The organism is Rhodoferax sp. XS2R6 (genome assembly GCF_056521365.1).
Genome location: NZ_JBWMAY010000002.1, coordinates 717,987 through 733,309, shown reverse-complemented (window position 1 = coordinate 733,309; position 15,323 = coordinate 717,987). Strand labels below are relative to the sequence as shown.

The following is a 15,323-nucleotide window of genomic DNA, read 5'->3' as shown; positions in this document are numbered from 1 at the left end:
CTATAAAAACAGGAGCTGCTAGCGCATATTCTAATTGGGCTAGCAGCCCATTTCATTTATTTTTGGTTGCCTAACGCTCTACCGCGAGGGCCACACCCATGCCGCCGCCAATACACAGCGAGGCCACCCCCTTCTTGGCGCCGCTGCGCTGCATTTCGTGCAGCAGCGTCACCAAAATGCGAGCACCGGACGCGCCGATGGGGTGTCCGATGGCGATGGCGCCACCGTTCACGTTCACCTTGGCGGGGTCGATGTCCAGCAACTTGTTGACGGCGCAGGCCTGTGCGGCAAAGGCTTCGTTCAGCTCAAACAGGTCCACGTCCTGCGCCTTCCAGCCGGCGCGGGCCAGGGCACGCTGGGTGGCCGACACGGGGCCCAGGCCCATGAGGGCGGGGTCCAGACCGGTGGTGCCAAAACTGGCGATGCGGGCCAAGGGCGTGAGGCCCAGGGCTGCAGCTTTCTTGGCCGTCATGACCACTACGCCGGCCGCGCCGTCGTTGATGCCCGACGCGTTGCCCGCAGTCACGCTGCCGGCCTTGTCAAACGCGGGGCGCAGGCCAGCCAGGGCTTCGGCATTGGTTTTCTTGTTGATGAACTCGTCCGCATCAAACACGATGGGGTCGCCCTTGCGCTGGGGGATGCTCACCGGCACGATTTCGTCCTTGAACTTGCCGGCGTCTTGCGCCGCAGCCGCCTTTTGCTGGCTACCCAGCGCCAGAGCATCCTGCTGTTCGCGGGTGATGCCATTGGCCTTGGCCACGTTTTCGGCAGTGATGCCCATGTGGTACTGGTTGTACACGTCCCACAGGCCGTCAGTGATCATGGTGTCGACCATCTTCCAGTCGCCCATGCGCTGGCCGTCGCGGCTGCCCAGCAGAACGTGGGGCGATGCGCTCATGTTTTCCTGGCCACCAGCAATGACGATCTCGCTGTCACCCCAAGCCACCGCCTGGGCGGCCAGCATCACGGCCTTGAGGCCGGAGCCGCACACGGCGTTGATGGTCAGCGCCGGGGTTTCTTTGGCAAGGCCGGACTTGATGCCGGCCTGGCGCGCGGGGTTCTGGCCCACACCGGCCGCCAGCACCTGGCCCAGGATCAGTTCGCCCACGGCGTCTACGGGCAGGCCGCTGCGCTCCAGCAGGCTTTTGATGACGATGCTGCCCAGCTCAGTGGCGGGGGTCTTGGCGAGTGAGCCACCAAACTTTCCAACTGCAGTACGGGCTGCAGCAACGATAACGATGTCTTCCATCAGGTGTCTCCTTCTTAGTGAATCAAAAACTCAAGCTTTGGCTTGAACATAACGCCCAGGAGCCGCCTCTATGGCTTTGTACTTGCCTTTGCCATAGCTCTTTGGCGCAGCAATTTGCTTGCCAGCATGGCCCTTGAGCCACTGGGACCAGTCGGTCCACCAACTGCCGGCATGCTCGGTTGCGCCCTCTAGCCACTGCGCGTGTGTCTTCGGCAATTTGCCGTCGGCACGGATCCAGTGGCTGCGTTTGTTTTTGGCCGGCGGGTTGATCACACCGGCAATGTGGCCCGACGCGCCCTGCACAAAACGTTTTTTGCCGGGCAGCACCTGGGTGGAGGCGTAGGCCCCGCCAATCGGCACGATGTGATCCTCGCGCGAGCCGTAGATGTAGACCGGGATGTCCAGCGCGCGCAGCTCCAGCTTCTCGCCGCAGACCGTGAGCTTGCCGGGCTTGACCAGGTTGTTTTCCAGGTAGGTGTTGCGCAAATACCAGGCGTAGTACGGACCAGGCAGGTTGGTGCTGTCGCTGTTCCAGTACAACAAGTCAAACGGCGGTGGGGTTTCACCCTTCAGGTAGTTGCCCACCACGTAGTTCCACACCAGGTCGTTGGGGCGCAAAAAGCTGAAGGTGCTGGCCAGGTCCTGGCCCTTCATCAGGCCGCCCTTGCCCAGCTCACCTTCGCGGTATTTGACGAAGCTTTCGTCAATGAACACATCCAGGATGCCGGTGTCCGAGAAATCCAGGAAGGTGGTGAGGAAGGTGGCACTGTCCACGGGCAGGGGCTGAGGGGTCCCCTTCGTGGCCCGGCCGCGCGCGGCCAGCACGCCCAGCGCCGTGCCCAGCATGGTGCCGCCCACGCAGAAGCCCAGCGCATTGATGGTGGGCGAGCCGCTTATGTCTTGGGCCACACCAATGGCGCGGATGACGGCGTGCTCGATGTAGTCGTCCCAGGTCTTGTGGGCCAGCGTGGCATCGGGGTTGCGCCAGCTGACCACGAAGGTACGGTGGCCCTGCTCCACGGCATAGCGGATCAGCGAGTTCTCGGGCTGCAAATCGAGGATGTAGAACTTGTTGATGCACGGGGGCACCAGCAGAAACGGCTTCTCGTAGACCTTGGCGGTCAGCGGCTTGTATTCGATGAGCTGGAAGAGTTCGTTCTCGAACACCACGGCGCCCTCGGTGGTGGCCACGTTCTTGCCGACCTCGAACAGGCTCTCATCCGTCATGGACACATGGCCTTGCTGGATGTCGTGCACCAGGTTCTTCATGCCTTTGGCAATGCTCTCACCCTTGGTCTCGATGGCTTTTTTCTGCGCCTCGGCGTTGAAGGCCAAAAAGTTACTGGGCGCGGCGGCGGCCATCCACTGCTCCACGGCAAAACGGATACGGCTCTTGGTCTTGGCATCGGCGTCCACGGCCTCGGCCAGACCCATGAGCGTGCGGGCGTTGAGCAGATAGACCGCAGCGGCATAGGCGGCCATGGGGTTGTCGCCCCAGGCGGGCGCGGCAAAACGGCGGTCGGTGCTGGCGGGGGCTTGGGTGGGGTGGCTCAGGCCCTGGCTGAACAGGCCCATGGCGTCTTGCAGGTACTGCTGCTGCAGGGCCTGCAGTTTCTCGGGGGCGAAATGGATTTCGGGCGCTTTTTCGGTCATGGCGGGAAAGCCCGCGCCGGCGGCCCCCAGGTCCATGCCCTGGAAGGATTCCAGCGCCTTGGACCAGCTCTGGGTAAATGCCTGCTGAAACTGTTGCGTTGCCTGGGCCAAAAAGTCGGAATTGGGTTGGGTCACGCCATCACCTTCGGAATTAGTGTCTCTAGTCTAACGCCCAAGTATGGCAATCCTGGACCTGCGCTATCCTGACATGCGCTAAGAGAAACCCTATGTACATCATTCCCATCGCCTGGCTCTACGTCGCCCTCATGATGAGTGTGGCCGAAGCCACCAACTCCAACGGCACCGTACTGGGCGCCATCGTCACTTTTGTCCTGTACGGCCTGCTGCCCATCGCCCTGATGGTGTATTTCATGGGCACGCCGGGGCGCAAACGGAAAATTCGGGCGCAGGAGATGGCGGAGCGTGAAGCCGCCATTGCGGCCCATGCTGCTGCGGCTGCTTCCAATGAAGCCGCTACAGCCTCAGCCCAGCCAGATGCAGGCGGCCAGCCGCCCGCTGACCCGGTCGCGCCGGTGGGAAAAGAAGCGTGAGGGGTTGCTGACGGTGCACCAGGGCGTGCTGCCGTCATTGCCATAAACGGCGCTCACCCCCGCCGCCTGCAGCCGCAGGCGCGCCAGGGCTGGCAGGTTGGCCCACCACTTACGGGGGCCGGCAGGCACAAAGCAGGCTGCGGCCTCAGACATGCCGTCCACAAAGGCTTGGCGCACCTCGTCCCCCACCTCAAACGCCGTGGGGCCTATGCAGGGCCCCAGCCATGCTATGGTTTCAGGAGCTGCTAGCGCAGAATCCACGTGGGCTAGAGCACTTTTTTGTTCATAAACTGCCGCCAGGGTGCTCTCCACCACCCCCACACCGCCCTGCCCGGCCAGGCCGCGCCAGCCCGCATGGGCGGCGGCCACCCAGGTGCCCGTGCTGTCGCACAGCAGGATGGGCAGGCAGTCCGCCACCATGATGGTGCAGGCCACGCCGGGCTGCGTGGCCAGGCAGGCGTCGGCCACAGTGCCGTCAGGCGAATCGGGCGCCAGGGCCTGTACCTGCGTGCCATGCACCTGCGCCAGAAACACGGGCCGCACGTCCAGCACGCGCTGCAGCACGGCGCGGTTGGCCTGCACATCGGCCGCATCGTCGCCCACATGCGTGCCCAGGTTCAGGCCGTCATAGGGCGGGCGGGACTGACCGCCGCTGCGCGTGGTGAACAGGGCATGCACCCCGGCGGGCGCGGGCCAGTCGGGCACCAACCAGTCTGCGGGCGCGCTTGGGGCGGGCCCGCTCATGGCGTGAAGTCCGGGCAGCGGCTGGGCTGGGCCGCATCAAACGCGGGCAGCGCCATGCAGGCGTCAAACGCGGCCAGGGTGTTGGGCAGGCCGCTCAGGTCGGTGTCAAAGCGGCGGGCGTTGAAGATTTGCGGCACCAGCAGGCAATCGGCCAGCGTGGGCGCATCGCCATAGCAAAAGGCCGAGGGCCGCAGGCCCTGGGCGTCCAGCGCATCCAACTGGCGCTCAAACGCCAGCAGGCCCTGGCGCACCCAGTGGCGGTACCAGGTGGTTTTTTCGTCCTCGTCGCACTGCAGGGTGCTGGTCAGGTACTTGAGCACGCGCAGATTGTTGAGCGGGTGGATCTCGCAGGCAATGGTTTGCGCCAGCGCCCGCACCTGGGCGCGGCCCAGCGCATTGGCGGGCAGCAGGGGCGGCGTAGGGCGGGTTTCTTCCAGGTAATCGATGATGGCCATGGACTGGGTGAGCGTGTGGCCATCCACCTCCAGCACCGGCACCAAGGCGTCGGGCGAACGCGCCCGGTGGGCGTCTTGCAGCTGTTCGCCGCGCACCAGGTGCACGGGGATGTATTCAAACGGCAGGCCCTTGAGGTTGAGCGCGATGCGCACCCGGAACGAGGCAGACGATCGGCAGTAGTTGTACAGCTTCATGCCCGCGAGGATAAACCCGAAGCCGTTACCATTGGAGACCCTCCCACTGACATTCACCCGCCTGGAGCTCCCCATGATTCTGGAACTTGCCGACATCCGCATCCACCCCGGCCAAAACGCCGCCTTTGACGAAGCCATTGCCCGCGGCCTGCGCGACGTCATCTCCAAGGCCAAGGGCTTCCAGGGCTACAAGGTGAACAAGGGGATTGAGAGCCCCGAGCGCTACATCCTGCAAATTTTCTGGAGCACGCTGGAAGACCACACCGTCGGGTTCCGCGAGGGCGAGCTGTTTCCCCAGTGGCGCGCCATCGTGGGCCCCTTCTTTGCCACACCGCCCGTGGTGGAGCACTTTGACCTGGTGGTGAAGTCGGCCTAAAGAAGGAACGCACCATGAGCTTTGTTGTCACACCCCCCGCCATTCCCTCGATCCCCGTGGTGGGCGAATCGGCCCGCTTTCCCATCCACCGCATGTACTGCGTGGGCCGCAACTACGAAGAGCACGCCAAGGAAATGGGCCATACCGGCCGCGAGGCGCCCTTCTTCTTCATGAAGCCCGCTGACGCCGCGCTGGTAGCGGAGGCCGGCCAGACCGTGGCCATGCCCTACCCCACGCTGACCAGCAACCTGCACCACGAGGTGGAGCTGGTCGTAGCCATTGGCAAGGGCGGTGCCAACATTGCAGCGGCGGATGCCCTCCAGCACATCTACGGCTACGCCTTGGGCCTGGACATGACGCGGCGCGACCTGCAAAACGAGATGAAGAAACAGGGCCGCCCCTGGTGCATTGGCAAAGGCTTTGACTTCTCGGCGCCCATCGGCCCCATCACCCCCGCCGCCCAGATGCCCGCCATCCACAGCGCGGCCATCGCGCTGCAGGTGAACGGACAAGACCGCCAGCGCAGCACGCTGGCCAAGCTGATCTGGAACATTGCCGAGACCATCGAGCAGCTGTCCGCCGCCTGGACGCTGCAGCCCGGCGACCTGATCTTTACCGGCACGCCCGAAGGTGTGGGCGCCGTGGTGCGCGGCGATGTATTGCTGGCCAGCGTGGAGGGGCTGCAACCCCTGCACGTGCAGCTGGTCTGAGCCGCCCCATGCTGCGTCCCCCCATTCGCCATTGCAAACAATGCGGCACCGCCGTGGTCTACCGCGTGCCGGACGACGGCGACACCAAAGAGCGCGCCGTCTGCCCGGCCTGCGGCACCATCCATTACGAGAACCCGCTGAACGTGGTGGGCACCGTGCCGCACTGGGGCGACCAGGTGCTGCTGTGCAAGCGCAATATCGAACCGCGCTTTGGCAAGTGGACCCTGCCCGCCGGCTTTATGGAACTCAACGAGACCACGGCCGAGGGTGCCGCACGCGAAACCGATGAAGAAGCCGGTGCCCAGTTTGAAATGGAGGGCCTGTTCACGCTGCTGAACGTGGCACGCGTGGGCCAGGTGCACCTGTTTTACCGCGCCCGGCTGACCAGCGACCAGTTCAACCCCGGCACCGAGACCATCGAGGCCCGGCTGTTTACCGAGGACGAGATTCCCTGGGACGAGATTGCGTTTCGCACCGTCAAGGAAACGCTGGAGCGCTACTTTGCCGACCGACGCACGGGCCAGTACGGCATCCACACCATAGACATCGTCTAGCTTCCCATGCTGCCCTGTTTTGTTTTGCTGGATCTGGAAACCACCGGAGGCAGCGCAGTGCACGACCGCATCACCGAAATTGCCGCGGTGCGTATAGAGCACGGCATGGAGGTGGCGCGCTGGAGCACGCTGGTCAACCCCGGTATGCCTATCCCATCGTTCATTCAAAGCCTGACTGGCATTAGCGATGCCATGGTGCAAGACGCGCCCACCTTTGCCCAGGTGGCGCCCCGGCTGTTGGCGCTGCTAGACGGAGCCGTCTTCGTGGCCCATAACGTGGGGTTTGACCACGGCTTTGTGGTGCAGGAGCTGGCCCGGCTGGAAAAGCCCCTCAAGGTCAAAACGCTGTGCACGGTACGGCTGTCGCGCAAGCTGTACCCGCAACACAAGGGCCATGGGCTGGACGCCATCATGCAGCGCCACGGCCTGCACACCCAGGCGCGCCACCGCGCCATGGGCGATGTGGAGGTGGTGCTGCAGTGGCTGCAGCTCGCCCAGGCCGACTTGGGTGCCGAGGTCGTGCAACGCGAAGCGGCGGCCCTGTTGCGCGGTGGCACCAGCGCACCAGCCCAACTCGAAACCCCGGTGGACGACATCCCCGACACACCCGGCGTCTACCTGTTCTACGGCGAAGGCCCTACACCGCTGTACATCGGCAAAAGCGTGAACATGCGTACGCGCGTGTTGGCCCACTTCCAGAGCGCGGAGAAGGTGGCCCGCGAGGCGCGCATTGCCCAAGAAATTCGCCGCGTCGAATGGCGTGAGACGGCCGGCGAGCTGGGTGCTCTGTTGTTGCAGACGCGCTTGGTCAAGGAACTCAAGCCGCTGCACAACCGCAAGTCCAGCAAAAAGTCCCAGGTGGACCTGGTGCAGCAAACCCTGCAAGGCTGGCCGCACGCCGGCCGCATTGGCATCCGCGAGCACCACGCGCGCACCGGCCGCACCGATGTGCATGTGTTTGACCAGTGGTGCCATGTGGCCACGGTGCACTCCGCCGAAGACCTGGACGATGTGCATCAGAGCCGGCAAACGCTGGTCTTTGACCTGGAAACTTACCGCGTGCTGGCCAAACGCTTGGCACCGCCCCTGGGCCGCGACGGCGCAGTTTTTCCTCTGGAGAACGCCCATGGCTAAACGCAGCCAACCCTTGCGTACGCAGATGGCCGACGCGATTCTGGAACTGGTGGTGCAGGTGCCCGCCAGCGACGAACCTACGCAGCAGCACCCCGCCGAGCGCGCCCACGTCATAGCCCGGGCTACCGCACGCAAGGCCAGCCTGCTGGCGGGCTCGCTCTCGCTGCCGCCGGGCTGGCTGGGCTGGGTCACGGTGCTGCCGGAAATGGTGGGCGTGTGGAGGCTTCAGACGCAGATGGTGGCCGACATCGCGGCGATTTACGGCCAACACACCACGCTGACGCGGGAGCACCTGCTGTACTGCCTGTTCAAGCAACTCTCGGCACAGCTGTTCCGCGACATCGCCGTGCGCATGGGTGAGCGCGTGGTGGTGCGGCCCACCACCGTCAAGGTGCTGCAGACGCTGGCGCAAAAGCTGGGCGGCATGCTGGCCGTGGCGGCGCTGCGCAAGGGCGCATCCCGCTTTGTGCCACTGCTGGGTGCGGTCAGCGTGGGGGCGTATGCCTACTACGACACGCTGCAGGTTGCCCACAACGCCGTCGCCTTGTTTGAGGATAAAACAGGGGCCTAGCCCCCGTGGATATTGTGCAAGCAGCTATAAAAACAGGAGCAAACGATGAACATTCTGCATGACTTGCAGTGGGTGCTGCCGCTGCGCTCAGCCGCTGGCACGCAGCTGGCTATGGCGTTTTCGTGGCTGGGTTACGCCACTTTTTTGATGTTCTTCATGTCGATCGGCTACTGGGTGTGGAACAAGGAGCGCTTCTTTCGCCTGCTGGTGGTGGTGGCCTGCAACGCGCTGCTCAACGCCTATGCCAAAGACCTGTTCCAGGACCCGCGCCCGCCGCTGGAGATTCGCCTGGATGACCTGGTAGGCGCCAGCTACGGCCTGCCCAGCGGCCACGCCCAAATGGCCGTGGCGCTCTGGATGTGGCTGGCCTGGGAGGTGCGCCGCACCTGGGTCTGGTGGGCCTGCAGCGCAATTGCACTGGGCGTGATGTTCAGCCGCCTGTACTTGGGCGTGCACGACCTGGAGGATGTGCTGGCAGGTGCGTTGCTGGGCGTTGCCAGCCTGTTGGTGTTTGCCTGGGCACTGCGCCAGTCCAGTCCGTTGCACCACTCCCTGGTCTGGCAGCTGGCTGCCATCGTGGGCGTGGCTATTGCAGCACTGCAGAGCTGGCCGGGTGGTCAGCCACCGGACTACGTGCCCATGCTGGCGGCCTGGCTGGCTACCGCCACCGCCGGCCTGCACTGGGATCGGCGGCATACGCAGTTTGCGGCGCCCAGCGGCCCCGCGCGCATCGTCGCCGCGGCCCTGCTGGGGGCGCTGCTGTTTTGGGGTGAACAAAAATTGCTCAAAACGCTGGGCCTGCAGCTGCAGTGGGAACCTACACTGTGGTCTGCGACCAAGGGCTTGGCAAGCGGCGCGTTTGTGGCCCTCTTGGTTCCCTGGGTGCTGCGCACGGTGCGGCTTGCCCCTGCCCGCAGCACACAGGCTCGACTCTGAAACCTGATTACCCCATTTCCGTACTGCTTTCCTGCGCACCATGGCCAAACTGTTTTTCCGCTACTCGGCCATGAATGCCGGCAAATCCACCTCGCTGCTGCAAATTGCCTACAACTACGAAGAGCAAGGCCAGACTGTGCAGCTCTTCACGGCTGGCATTGACGACCGCAGCGGCCACGGCAGCATTGCCTCGCGCCTGGGCATCCAACGCCAAGCCCAGGTGTTTGATGCGACTACCGATTTTTTGGCGCTGCTCACACCACAGACACAGCTAGCCTGTGTGCTGATCGACGAATCGCAATTTCTGACGCCTGTCCAGGTGCGCCAGTTGCACCAGATCGCCCACACGGTAGATATCCCCACCATCTGCTTTGGCCTGCGCTCCGACTTTCAGGGCAACCCCTTCCCCGGTGCCGCCTACCTGCTGACGCTGGCGGACGACATCGAAGAAATCAAGACCATTTGCGCCTGCGGCCGCAAGGCCACCATGAACATCCGCATCGATGCCCAGGGCCGGCGAGTGCGCGAGGGTGAACAGGTGGAGATAGGTGGCAATGAACGCTACCAGCAGGCCTGCGCTCGCTGCTTTTACCGGGAGCCTGGCGATGGACAAATCTGACATCTCCCCTCCGCCCTGGCCCCAGGTGGGCGCAGGCCTGTGGACCCGGTGGTGGGGCTACCTGGCCAGGTGGCTGGTGTTTGGCATCGTAGTGGGCCTCTTCCAGCCGGTGGACGACGGCGTGGGCGAGCTGTGGCAACGCATGTCGCTTCGGCTGGCGCTGGGCGCGTCCTTTGGCGTGGTGGCCGCAATCCTGTTCACCATGGCGGAGAACACCTTCAACACCGTGCGTGTCTGGTGGAAAACTTGGCTCTTGGTGTTGTTGACCTGGGCAGTCGTCAAAGCCCTGTTCGTGACCGCCATCGCACTGGTCTAGTTCGGGCCAGCGCTCGCCTGCGCTCAGGCCTCTAGCTGTTTAGCGGCTTCGCGTTTGCCCATCTTCATCACCGCGGCAATCTTTTGCAACTGGGCGGCCCGGGGCTGGGCCTTGCCGCCTTCCCACTTGTGGACCGAAAGGTAGGACACGCCCAGCAGTGTGGCCAATTGGGCCTGGGTCAGCCCCAGCTTGGCGCGCAGTGCCGCAAAACGCGCTGCACTAAAGCGAATGCCGGGTGCCGCAGCGGCGGGAACAGCAGACGCCTCTTGCCCACGGGCCTTGGAAGCCCGTGTGCCCGCCTTGACCGCAGAGGCCAGCGCCTTGACCTCGCGCTTGAGTGCCGCAATCTCGGAGCGATGGGCTGTCACGGCCTTGCGCAAGGCCAGCAACTCATCCTTGAGCTCCTTGCGGGCCACGCGGGCGATCTCGGACTTGAGGGAATTGATCAATGAGCTCATGGGGAAGATACCAGTCCTGAAAGAATGTCCATCAATGAAGTACCTTGGCATTTGATTGCAACCAAGCGCCCACGATTCTCCAATGAAAAAAGCCTCCAAGCATCACTGCTTGAAGGCTTTTCACATTTATCGTGGTCGGTGTGAAAGGATTCGAACCTTCGACCCCTTGCACCCCATGCAAGTGCGCTACCAGGCTGCGCCACACACCGATCGAGCCTCAAATTATAACCTCTGTTTTTAGCGCTTTCAGGCAGCTTCCGCAAGAAGTTCGCGAATCTCAAACAATTCACGCTTGAGTTGCACCAGCTCCATCGCAGGCAGGTCCGGAGCATCGACCAACTGGCTGTCTTCAAAGTCGTCCAGGTCCATGTCGTCGACTTCAACCACTTCCAAACCATCGAGCATGACCTCGCCATTGCGCTTTTTGTCACGCTCGTTTTGCAGCAACTCCTGCATCTTGTTGCGCGCACCACTGATGGTGAAGCCCTGGTCGTACAACAAATCACGGATCCGGCGGATCATCAGCACCTCGTGGTGCTGGTAGTAACGGCGGTTGCCACGGCGCTTCATAGGGCGCAGCTGCGTGAATTCCTGCTCCCAATACCGTAGCACGTGAGGTTTGACGCCGCACAAATCCCCCACCTCACCGATGGTGAAATAGCGTTTGGCGGGAATGGGAGGGAGCGTTTTCTCCATTGAAATCAATGCTGTACGAGGCAAAGCGCAGAGGTTACTCTAAGTTTTGCCCGCATGCAAAGACCATTTTGCGGAGAGGCGCCAAATGGCGGCCTGGTGTTGCTAAACGGCGCTGGCCGTCTTGCCTTCGTCCTGAATTTGCTCTTTGAGCTTGTGGCTGGCGTGGAATGTCACCACGCGGCGCGCCTGAATCGGAATCGCCTCCCCCGTACGCGGATTGCGGCCCGGCCGCGGCGCCTTGGTGCGGATCTGAAAGTTGCCAAAACCGGAGATTTTCACGTCGGTGCCGTCCACCAGGCTGGCCGCAATCAGATCAAAAAACGCGTCGATCATGTCCTTGGACTCGCGCTTGTTGAGCCCGATTTGCTCGAACAGCATGTCGGCCAACTGGGCTTTGGTCAGCGCCGGCGTTTCCAGGCTTTCAACAGAAAAATCCATGGTAGCTAGAACCTTCTCTGGTGGACGGGTCAGGTCAAACGCGCTGGCGGGCAGCAACCGCCGCAACCAGTTGGTCTACCACGGCTTTCACCGCGGTTTCAATTTGCTCTTCGGTCAGGGTGGTTTCGTCGCTGTTCAGCGTCAGGCGAACGGCCAGGCTGCGGTCGGTTGCGCCGTCTGCTGCCACCACATCCTTGGCGAGCTTGGAGCGGTAGACATCGAATAGCTGCGCATCGCGCAACAAGCCCGACGTAGGCGCGGCCCATACGGCGGCCATCAAGGCAGCATGGGTCACGCTGTCAGCCACCACCACGGCGATGTCACGCTGCACGGACTGGAACTTGGCCACGGGCTTGAACTCGGGCACGGGACGCGCCAGCACGGCATCGAGCGCCAGCTCGAACACCACGGGAGCCGTCGCCAGCTCATAAGACTGACGCCACTTGGGGTGCAACTCACCCACGTGGCCAATCACCTTGCCATCCAGCACGACCTGGGCACAGCGGCCCGGATGCATGGCGAGGTGGGTGCCAGGCGCGAACTCGGCCTTCAGCGGTGCCAGCAGGGCTTCCACATCGCCCTTGGCGTCGAAGAAGTCCACGCCCTGCTCTTTGCGGCCCCACTGCAGTGCATCGGCGCTGCCGCCCACCAGGCCGGCAATGCGCATGGGCTGGTCGAAACCTTCAACGGTGCTGTCGGTGCTCTTGACCGACGCATCGCGCAGGAACACGCGGCCCAGCTCAAACACGCGCACGCGTGGTGCCTTGCGGGCCGCATTGAAGCGCAGCACCTGCAGCAGCGAACCAATCAAAGAAGAGCGCATCACGCTCATCTGGCTGGCAATCGGGTTCAGCAGCTTGATGGGGTTGGGGTTGCCGGCCAGCTCATGCTCCCAGCGCTCTTCCACAAAGCTGAAGTTGATGGTTTCCTGGTAACCCAGAGCGGCCAACGCGCGGCGCACGGCAAACGGGCTGCGCTGCGCCTCGGCACGGATCTTGGCCGTGATGGGCGCCAGCGGTGGCGTATGCGGCAGGTTGTTGTAACCCACCATGCGCGCCACTTCCTCGATCAGATCTTCCTCGATCTGCAGGTCAAAGCGGTACGACGGGGGCGTAACGGTGACCGTGCCTTCACCCTCGGTCACTGGCAAGCCGAGGCGCTTCAAGGCGTCAACACATTGCACTTGGGTCAAGGGCATGCCGATGACCTTGACCGCACGCGCCACACGCAAGGTGACCGGCGTGGGTGTCGGCACATTGGCCTTTTGGTCGTCCACCGGGCCGCAAGTAGTGGCAGGTGTGCCGCAGATGTCGATGATCAGCTGTGTGATGCGCTCGATGTGCTCCACTGTCTGCGCAGGGTCCACACCGCGCTCAAAACGGTGACCGGCGTCGGTAGAGAAGTTGAAGCGGCGCGAACGGCCAGCAATCGACTTGGGCCACCAGAACGCGGCTTCCACATAGATGTGCTGCGTGTCGTCAGACACGGCAGTGGCGTCGCCGCCCATGATGCCGGCCAGCGACTCCACCTGGGCGTCGTCGGCAATCACGCCGACCTTGTCGTCCACCGTGACAGTATTGCCATTGAGCAGCTTGAGCTGTTCGCCAGGCTTGCCCCAGCGCACGTCCAGGCCACCATGGATCTTGTCCAGATCAAAGATGTGGGATGGGCGGCCCAACTCAAACATCACGTAATTGGAAATGTCCACCAGCGGCGTCACGCTGCGCTGACCACTGCGCGCCAGGCGGTCCACCATCCACTGGGGTGTCTTGGCTTTGGTGTTGACGTTGCGCACCACACGGCCCGAGAAACGGCCACACAGATCGGGCGCGCTGATCTTCACGGCGACTTTGTCTTGATTGGTCACCGCCACGGGGGCAATGGGTGCGGTGATCAGGGGTGCACCGGTCAGGGCTGCCACTTCACGTGCCACGCCATAGATGCTGAGGCAATGCGCGAGATTGGGCGTGAGCTTGAGCGTGAACAGGGTGTCGTCCAGGTCCAGGTACTGGCGAATATCTTGGCCCAAAGGCGCATCCAGCGGCAGCTCCAGCAGGCCGCCATGGTCTTCGGACAGCTTGAGTTCGCGCGCTGAGCACAGCATGCCCTGGCTTTCCACACCACGTAGCTTGCCTACCTTGATCAGGAAAGGCTTGCCATCCTCACCAGGCGGCAACTCGGCGCCCACCAGCGCACACGGAATGCGGATGCCGACACGCGCATTGGGTGCGCCGCAGACGATGTTCAGCAACTCGGGCTGGCCCACGTCCACCTTGCAGACACGCAGGCGGTCAGCGTTGGGGTGCTGCTCGGCTTCTTTAATCTCACCGACCACGATGTGAGTGAACGGAGGCGCGACGGGCTTGAGTTCTTCGACCTCGAGCCCCGCCATGGTGAGCGTCTCCGCCAGCTCGGCGGTGGAGATGGAGGGGTTGCAAAAGGTACGGAGCCAGGATTCAGAAAATTGCATGGTCAGTCAGGCGAGGTATTTGGCGGTGGGCAATAGCAGGTGCTTGTCGGTTTACTGGAACTGGGACAAGAAACGGATGTCACCGTCAAAGAACAGGCGCAAGTCGTTCACGCCGTAACGCAGCATGGTCAGGCGGTCCGGACCCATGCCAAAGGCAAAGCCAATGTATTTCTCGGGGTCCAGGCCCATGTTGCGAATCACATTGGGGTGCACCTGGCCAGAGCCGGCCACTTCCAGCCAGCGGCCAGCCAGTGGGCCGGTCTGGAACTGTATATCGATCTCGGCGCTGGGCTCGGTGAAGGGGAAGAAACTGGGGCGGAAACGCAGCACCAGGTCATCCGACTCAAAGAAGGTGCGGCAGAAATCGGTGAAGACGAACTTCAGGTCCTTGAAGCTCACGTTCTCGCCCACCCACAGGCCTTCGCACTGGTGGAACATGGGGGAATGCGTGGCGTCGCTGTCCACACGGTAAGTGCGGCCCGGGGCGATCACGCGGATTTCTGGCATATCGCCGGAGAACAAGCCTTCTGCACTGGCGCCGGCGGCGGCACGGTGTGTCTTCACATGCTGCACCGCGTAGCGGATCTGCATAGGACTGGTGTGGGTGCGCAGCAGGTTGGGCGCGGTTTCCGAACCACCTTCGACATAGAAGGTGTCGTGCATGGAGCGCGCAGGGTGGTCTTCGGGCGTGTTGAGTGCGGTGAAGTTGAACCAGTCGGACTCAATTTCGGGGCCCTGGGCCACTTCAAAACCCATGGAGCCAAAGATGGCTTCGATGCGCTCCAGCGTCAGCGACACAGGATGCAAACCGCCCTGCCCGCGCTGGCGGCCTGGCAGTGTTACGTCCAGCGCTTCGGCCTGCAGCTGTAGTTGTAGCTCGGCATCGGCGAGCGCCTGGCGGCGTTCGGTCAGCGCGGCTTCGATGGCCTGCTTGGCCACGTTGATCGCAGCACCGGTTGACTTTTTCTCTTCCACGCTGAGCGCGGCCATGCCCTTCATCAGCTCGGTCATGCGGCCGGATTTTCCCAGGAACAGGGCTTTGGCATTTTCCAGATCAGCGGGCGTCACTGCTTGGGCAAAAGCCGCTTTGGCGGTGTCAACGATGGCGTTCAACTCGGTCATAAATTTGGGTGTGACTGTTTATGTCATTGAAAAAGGGCTAGTGCTTTTTCAAGCGCTAACCCTTGTTTCTGGTGCG

18 protein-coding genes and 1 tRNA gene are annotated in these 15,323 nt (G+C 63.0%); 9 read left to right on the top strand and 10 right to left on the bottom strand.

What is annotated here, in order from left to right; genetic code table 11:
* Positions 1-70: 70 nt before the first annotated feature.
* Together AC097A_RS09975 and phaC are read right to left on the bottom strand one after the other, a co-directional pair.
* A complete protein-coding gene (locus AC097A_RS09975; RefSeq protein ID WP_315479238.1) occupies positions 71-1,249 on the bottom strand; it encodes an acetyl-CoA C-acetyltransferase in 1,179 nt (392 codons plus the stop codon).
* A gap of 30 nt (positions 1,250-1,279) precedes the next feature.
* A complete protein-coding gene (phaC, locus tag AC097A_RS09970; RefSeq protein ID WP_479620705.1) occupies positions 1,280-3,037 on the bottom strand; it encodes a class I poly(R)-hydroxyalkanoic acid synthase in 1,758 nt (585 codons plus the stop codon).
* 92 nt (positions 3,038-3,129) lie between these two features.
* Here phaC and AC097A_RS09965 point away from each other — a divergent pair, with 92 nt between their 5' ends.
* Positions 3,130-3,453 (top strand): hypothetical protein, encoded by a 324-nt coding sequence (locus tag AC097A_RS09965; RefSeq protein WP_479620704.1) that lies wholly within the window; start codon positions 3,130-3,132, stop codon positions 3,451-3,453.
* Here the strand turns inward: AC097A_RS09965 and pgeF are convergent.
* Together pgeF and maiA are read right to left on the bottom strand one after the other, a co-directional pair.
* Positions 3,385-4,197, bottom strand: a complete 813-nt coding sequence (pgeF, locus tag AC097A_RS09960) for a peptidoglycan editing factor PgeF (protein WP_479620703.1) — start codon at positions 4,195-4,197, stop codon at positions 3,385-3,387. The two genes, AC097A_RS09965 and pgeF, sit on opposite strands and share 69 nt — an antisense overlap.
* Positions 4,194-4,847 carry a maleylacetoacetate isomerase gene (gene maiA, locus AC097A_RS09955; protein ID WP_479620702.1) on the bottom strand — a complete coding sequence of 218 codons (654 nt, stop codon included), beginning with the start codon at positions 4,845-4,847 and terminating at the stop codon, positions 4,194-4,196. Before maiA ends, pgeF begins: the two co-directional genes overlap by 4 nt.
* Before the next feature lie 73 nt (positions 4,848-4,920).
* Between maiA and AC097A_RS09950 the strand changes: the two genes are divergently transcribed.
* Genes AC097A_RS09950 through AC097A_RS09915 form a run of 8 tightly spaced genes read left to right on the top strand, consistent with a single transcriptional unit; the run spans position 4,921 to position 10,063 of the window.
* The gene (locus AC097A_RS09950) at positions 4,921-5,223 is read left to right on the top strand and encodes an antibiotic biosynthesis monooxygenase family protein (RefSeq protein ID WP_479620701.1); all 303 of its coding nucleotides are present in this window, start codon (positions 4,921-4,923) and stop codon (positions 5,221-5,223) included.
* A gap of 14 nt (positions 5,224-5,237) precedes the next feature.
* On the top strand, positions 5,238-5,933 hold the full coding sequence (locus AC097A_RS09945; RefSeq protein WP_479620700.1) for a fumarylacetoacetate hydrolase family protein: 696 nt from the start codon (positions 5,238-5,240) through the stop codon (positions 5,931-5,933).
* Positions 5,934-5,941: 8 nt separating this feature from the next.
* Positions 5,942-6,487: an NUDIX hydrolase gene (locus tag AC097A_RS09940; protein ID WP_479620699.1), complete on the top strand. Its 546-nt coding sequence runs from the start codon at positions 5,942-5,944 to the stop codon at positions 6,485-6,487.
* Between the two features lie 6 nt (positions 6,488-6,493).
* Positions 6,494-7,621: an exonuclease domain-containing protein gene (locus AC097A_RS09935; protein WP_479620698.1), complete on the top strand. Its 1,128-nt coding sequence runs from the start codon at positions 6,494-6,496 to the stop codon at positions 7,619-7,621.
* Complete coding sequence (locus AC097A_RS09930; protein ID WP_479620697.1) at positions 7,614-8,192, top strand: hypothetical protein; 579 nt, start codon at positions 7,614-7,616, stop codon at positions 8,190-8,192. The genes AC097A_RS09935 and AC097A_RS09930 overlap by 8 nt, the downstream gene beginning before the upstream one ends.
* Before the next feature lie 45 nt (positions 8,193-8,237).
* The gene (locus tag AC097A_RS09925) at positions 8,238-9,128 is read left to right on the top strand and encodes a phosphatase PAP2 family protein (protein ID WP_479620696.1); all 891 of its coding nucleotides are present in this window, start codon (positions 8,238-8,240) and stop codon (positions 9,126-9,128) included.
* A gap of 40 nt (positions 9,129-9,168) precedes the next feature.
* Positions 9,169-9,747, top strand: a complete 579-nt coding sequence (locus AC097A_RS09920) for a thymidine kinase (protein ID WP_315495200.1) — start codon at positions 9,169-9,171, stop codon at positions 9,745-9,747.
* Positions 9,734-10,063 (top strand): hypothetical protein, encoded by a 330-nt coding sequence (locus AC097A_RS09915; protein ID WP_105260770.1) that lies wholly within the window; start codon positions 9,734-9,736, stop codon positions 10,061-10,063. The genes AC097A_RS09920 and AC097A_RS09915 overlap by 14 nt, the downstream gene beginning before the upstream one ends.
* A 23-nt stretch (positions 10,064-10,086) precedes the next feature.
* Here AC097A_RS09915 and AC097A_RS09910 read toward each other — a convergent pair whose 3' ends face one another.
* The 6 genes from AC097A_RS09910 to pheS all read right to left on the bottom strand — a co-directional run bounded on the left by AC097A_RS09910 (position 10,087) and on the right by pheS (position 15,247).
* A complete protein-coding gene (locus AC097A_RS09910; protein WP_479620695.1) occupies positions 10,087-10,521 on the bottom strand; it encodes a helix-turn-helix domain-containing protein in 435 nt (144 codons plus the stop codon).
* A 132-nt stretch (positions 10,522-10,653) separates the two neighbouring features.
* A tRNA-Pro gene (locus AC097A_RS09905) sits at positions 10,654-10,730 on the bottom strand.
* A 37-nt stretch (positions 10,731-10,767) separates the two neighbouring features.
* Entirely contained in the window at positions 10,768-11,217 is a 450-nt protein-coding gene (locus AC097A_RS09900; RefSeq protein WP_105260769.1) for a MerR family transcriptional regulator, read from the bottom strand.
* A gap of 102 nt (positions 11,218-11,319) precedes the next feature.
* On the bottom strand, positions 11,320-11,655 hold the full coding sequence (locus tag AC097A_RS09895; RefSeq protein ID WP_105260972.1) for an integration host factor subunit alpha: 336 nt from the start codon (positions 11,653-11,655) through the stop codon (positions 11,320-11,322).
* Positions 11,656-11,689: 34 nt separating this feature from the next.
* Positions 11,690-14,125, bottom strand: a complete 2,436-nt coding sequence (gene pheT, locus AC097A_RS09890) for a phenylalanine--tRNA ligase subunit beta (protein WP_479620694.1) — start codon at positions 14,123-14,125, stop codon at positions 11,690-11,692.
* 51 nt (positions 14,126-14,176) lie between these two features.
* Complete coding sequence (gene pheS / locus AC097A_RS09885) at positions 14,177-15,247, bottom strand: phenylalanine--tRNA ligase subunit alpha (protein ID WP_479620693.1); 1,071 nt, start codon at positions 15,245-15,247, stop codon at positions 14,177-14,179.
* Positions 15,248-15,323 lie beyond the last annotated feature (76 nt).

Coding starts and splice junctions, on each gene's coding strand:
- AC097A_RS09975 (WP_315479238.1), bottom strand. CDS start 1,249: ATGGAAGACATCGTTATCGTTGCTGCAGCCCGTACTGCAGTTGGAAAG.
- AC097A_RS09965 (WP_479620704.1), top strand. CDS start 3,130: ATGTACATCATTCCCATCGCCTGGCTCTACGTCGCCCTCATGATGAGT.
- pgeF (WP_479620703.1), bottom strand. CDS start 4,197: ATGAGCGGGCCCGCCCCAAGCGCGCCCGCAGACTGGTTGGTGCCCGAC.
- maiA (WP_479620702.1), bottom strand. CDS start 4,847: ATGAAGCTGTACAACTACTGCCGATCGTCTGCCTCGTTCCGGGTGCGC.
- AC097A_RS09950 (WP_479620701.1), top strand. CDS start 4,921: ATGATTCTGGAACTTGCCGACATCCGCATCCACCCCGGCCAAAACGCC.
- AC097A_RS09945 (WP_479620700.1), top strand. CDS start 5,238: ATGAGCTTTGTTGTCACACCCCCCGCCATTCCCTCGATCCCCGTGGTG.
- AC097A_RS09940 (WP_479620699.1), top strand. CDS start 5,942: ATGCTGCGTCCCCCCATTCGCCATTGCAAACAATGCGGCACCGCCGTG.
- AC097A_RS09935 (WP_479620698.1), top strand. CDS start 6,494: ATGCTGCCCTGTTTTGTTTTGCTGGATCTGGAAACCACCGGAGGCAGC.
- AC097A_RS09930 (WP_479620697.1), top strand. CDS start 7,614: ATGGCTAAACGCAGCCAACCCTTGCGTACGCAGATGGCCGACGCGATT.
- AC097A_RS09925 (WP_479620696.1), top strand. CDS start 8,238: ATGAACATTCTGCATGACTTGCAGTGGGTGCTGCCGCTGCGCTCAGCC.
- AC097A_RS09920 (WP_315495200.1), top strand. CDS start 9,169: ATGGCCAAACTGTTTTTCCGCTACTCGGCCATGAATGCCGGCAAATCC.
- AC097A_RS09915 (WP_105260770.1), top strand. CDS start 9,734: ATGGACAAATCTGACATCTCCCCTCCGCCCTGGCCCCAGGTGGGCGCA.
- AC097A_RS09910 (WP_479620695.1), bottom strand. CDS start 10,521: ATGAGCTCATTGATCAATTCCCTCAAGTCCGAGATCGCCCGCGTGGCC.
- AC097A_RS09900 (WP_105260769.1), bottom strand. CDS start 11,217: ATGGAGAAAACGCTCCCTCCCATTCCCGCCAAACGCTATTTCACCATC.
- AC097A_RS09895 (WP_105260972.1), bottom strand. CDS start 11,655: ATGGATTTTTCTGTTGAAAGCCTGGAAACGCCGGCGCTGACCAAAGCC.
- pheT (WP_479620694.1), bottom strand. CDS start 14,125: ATGCAATTTTCTGAATCCTGGCTCCGTACCTTTTGCAACCCCTCCATC.
- pheS (WP_479620693.1), bottom strand. CDS start 15,247: ATGACCGAGTTGAACGCCATCGTTGACACCGCCAAAGCGGCTTTTGCC.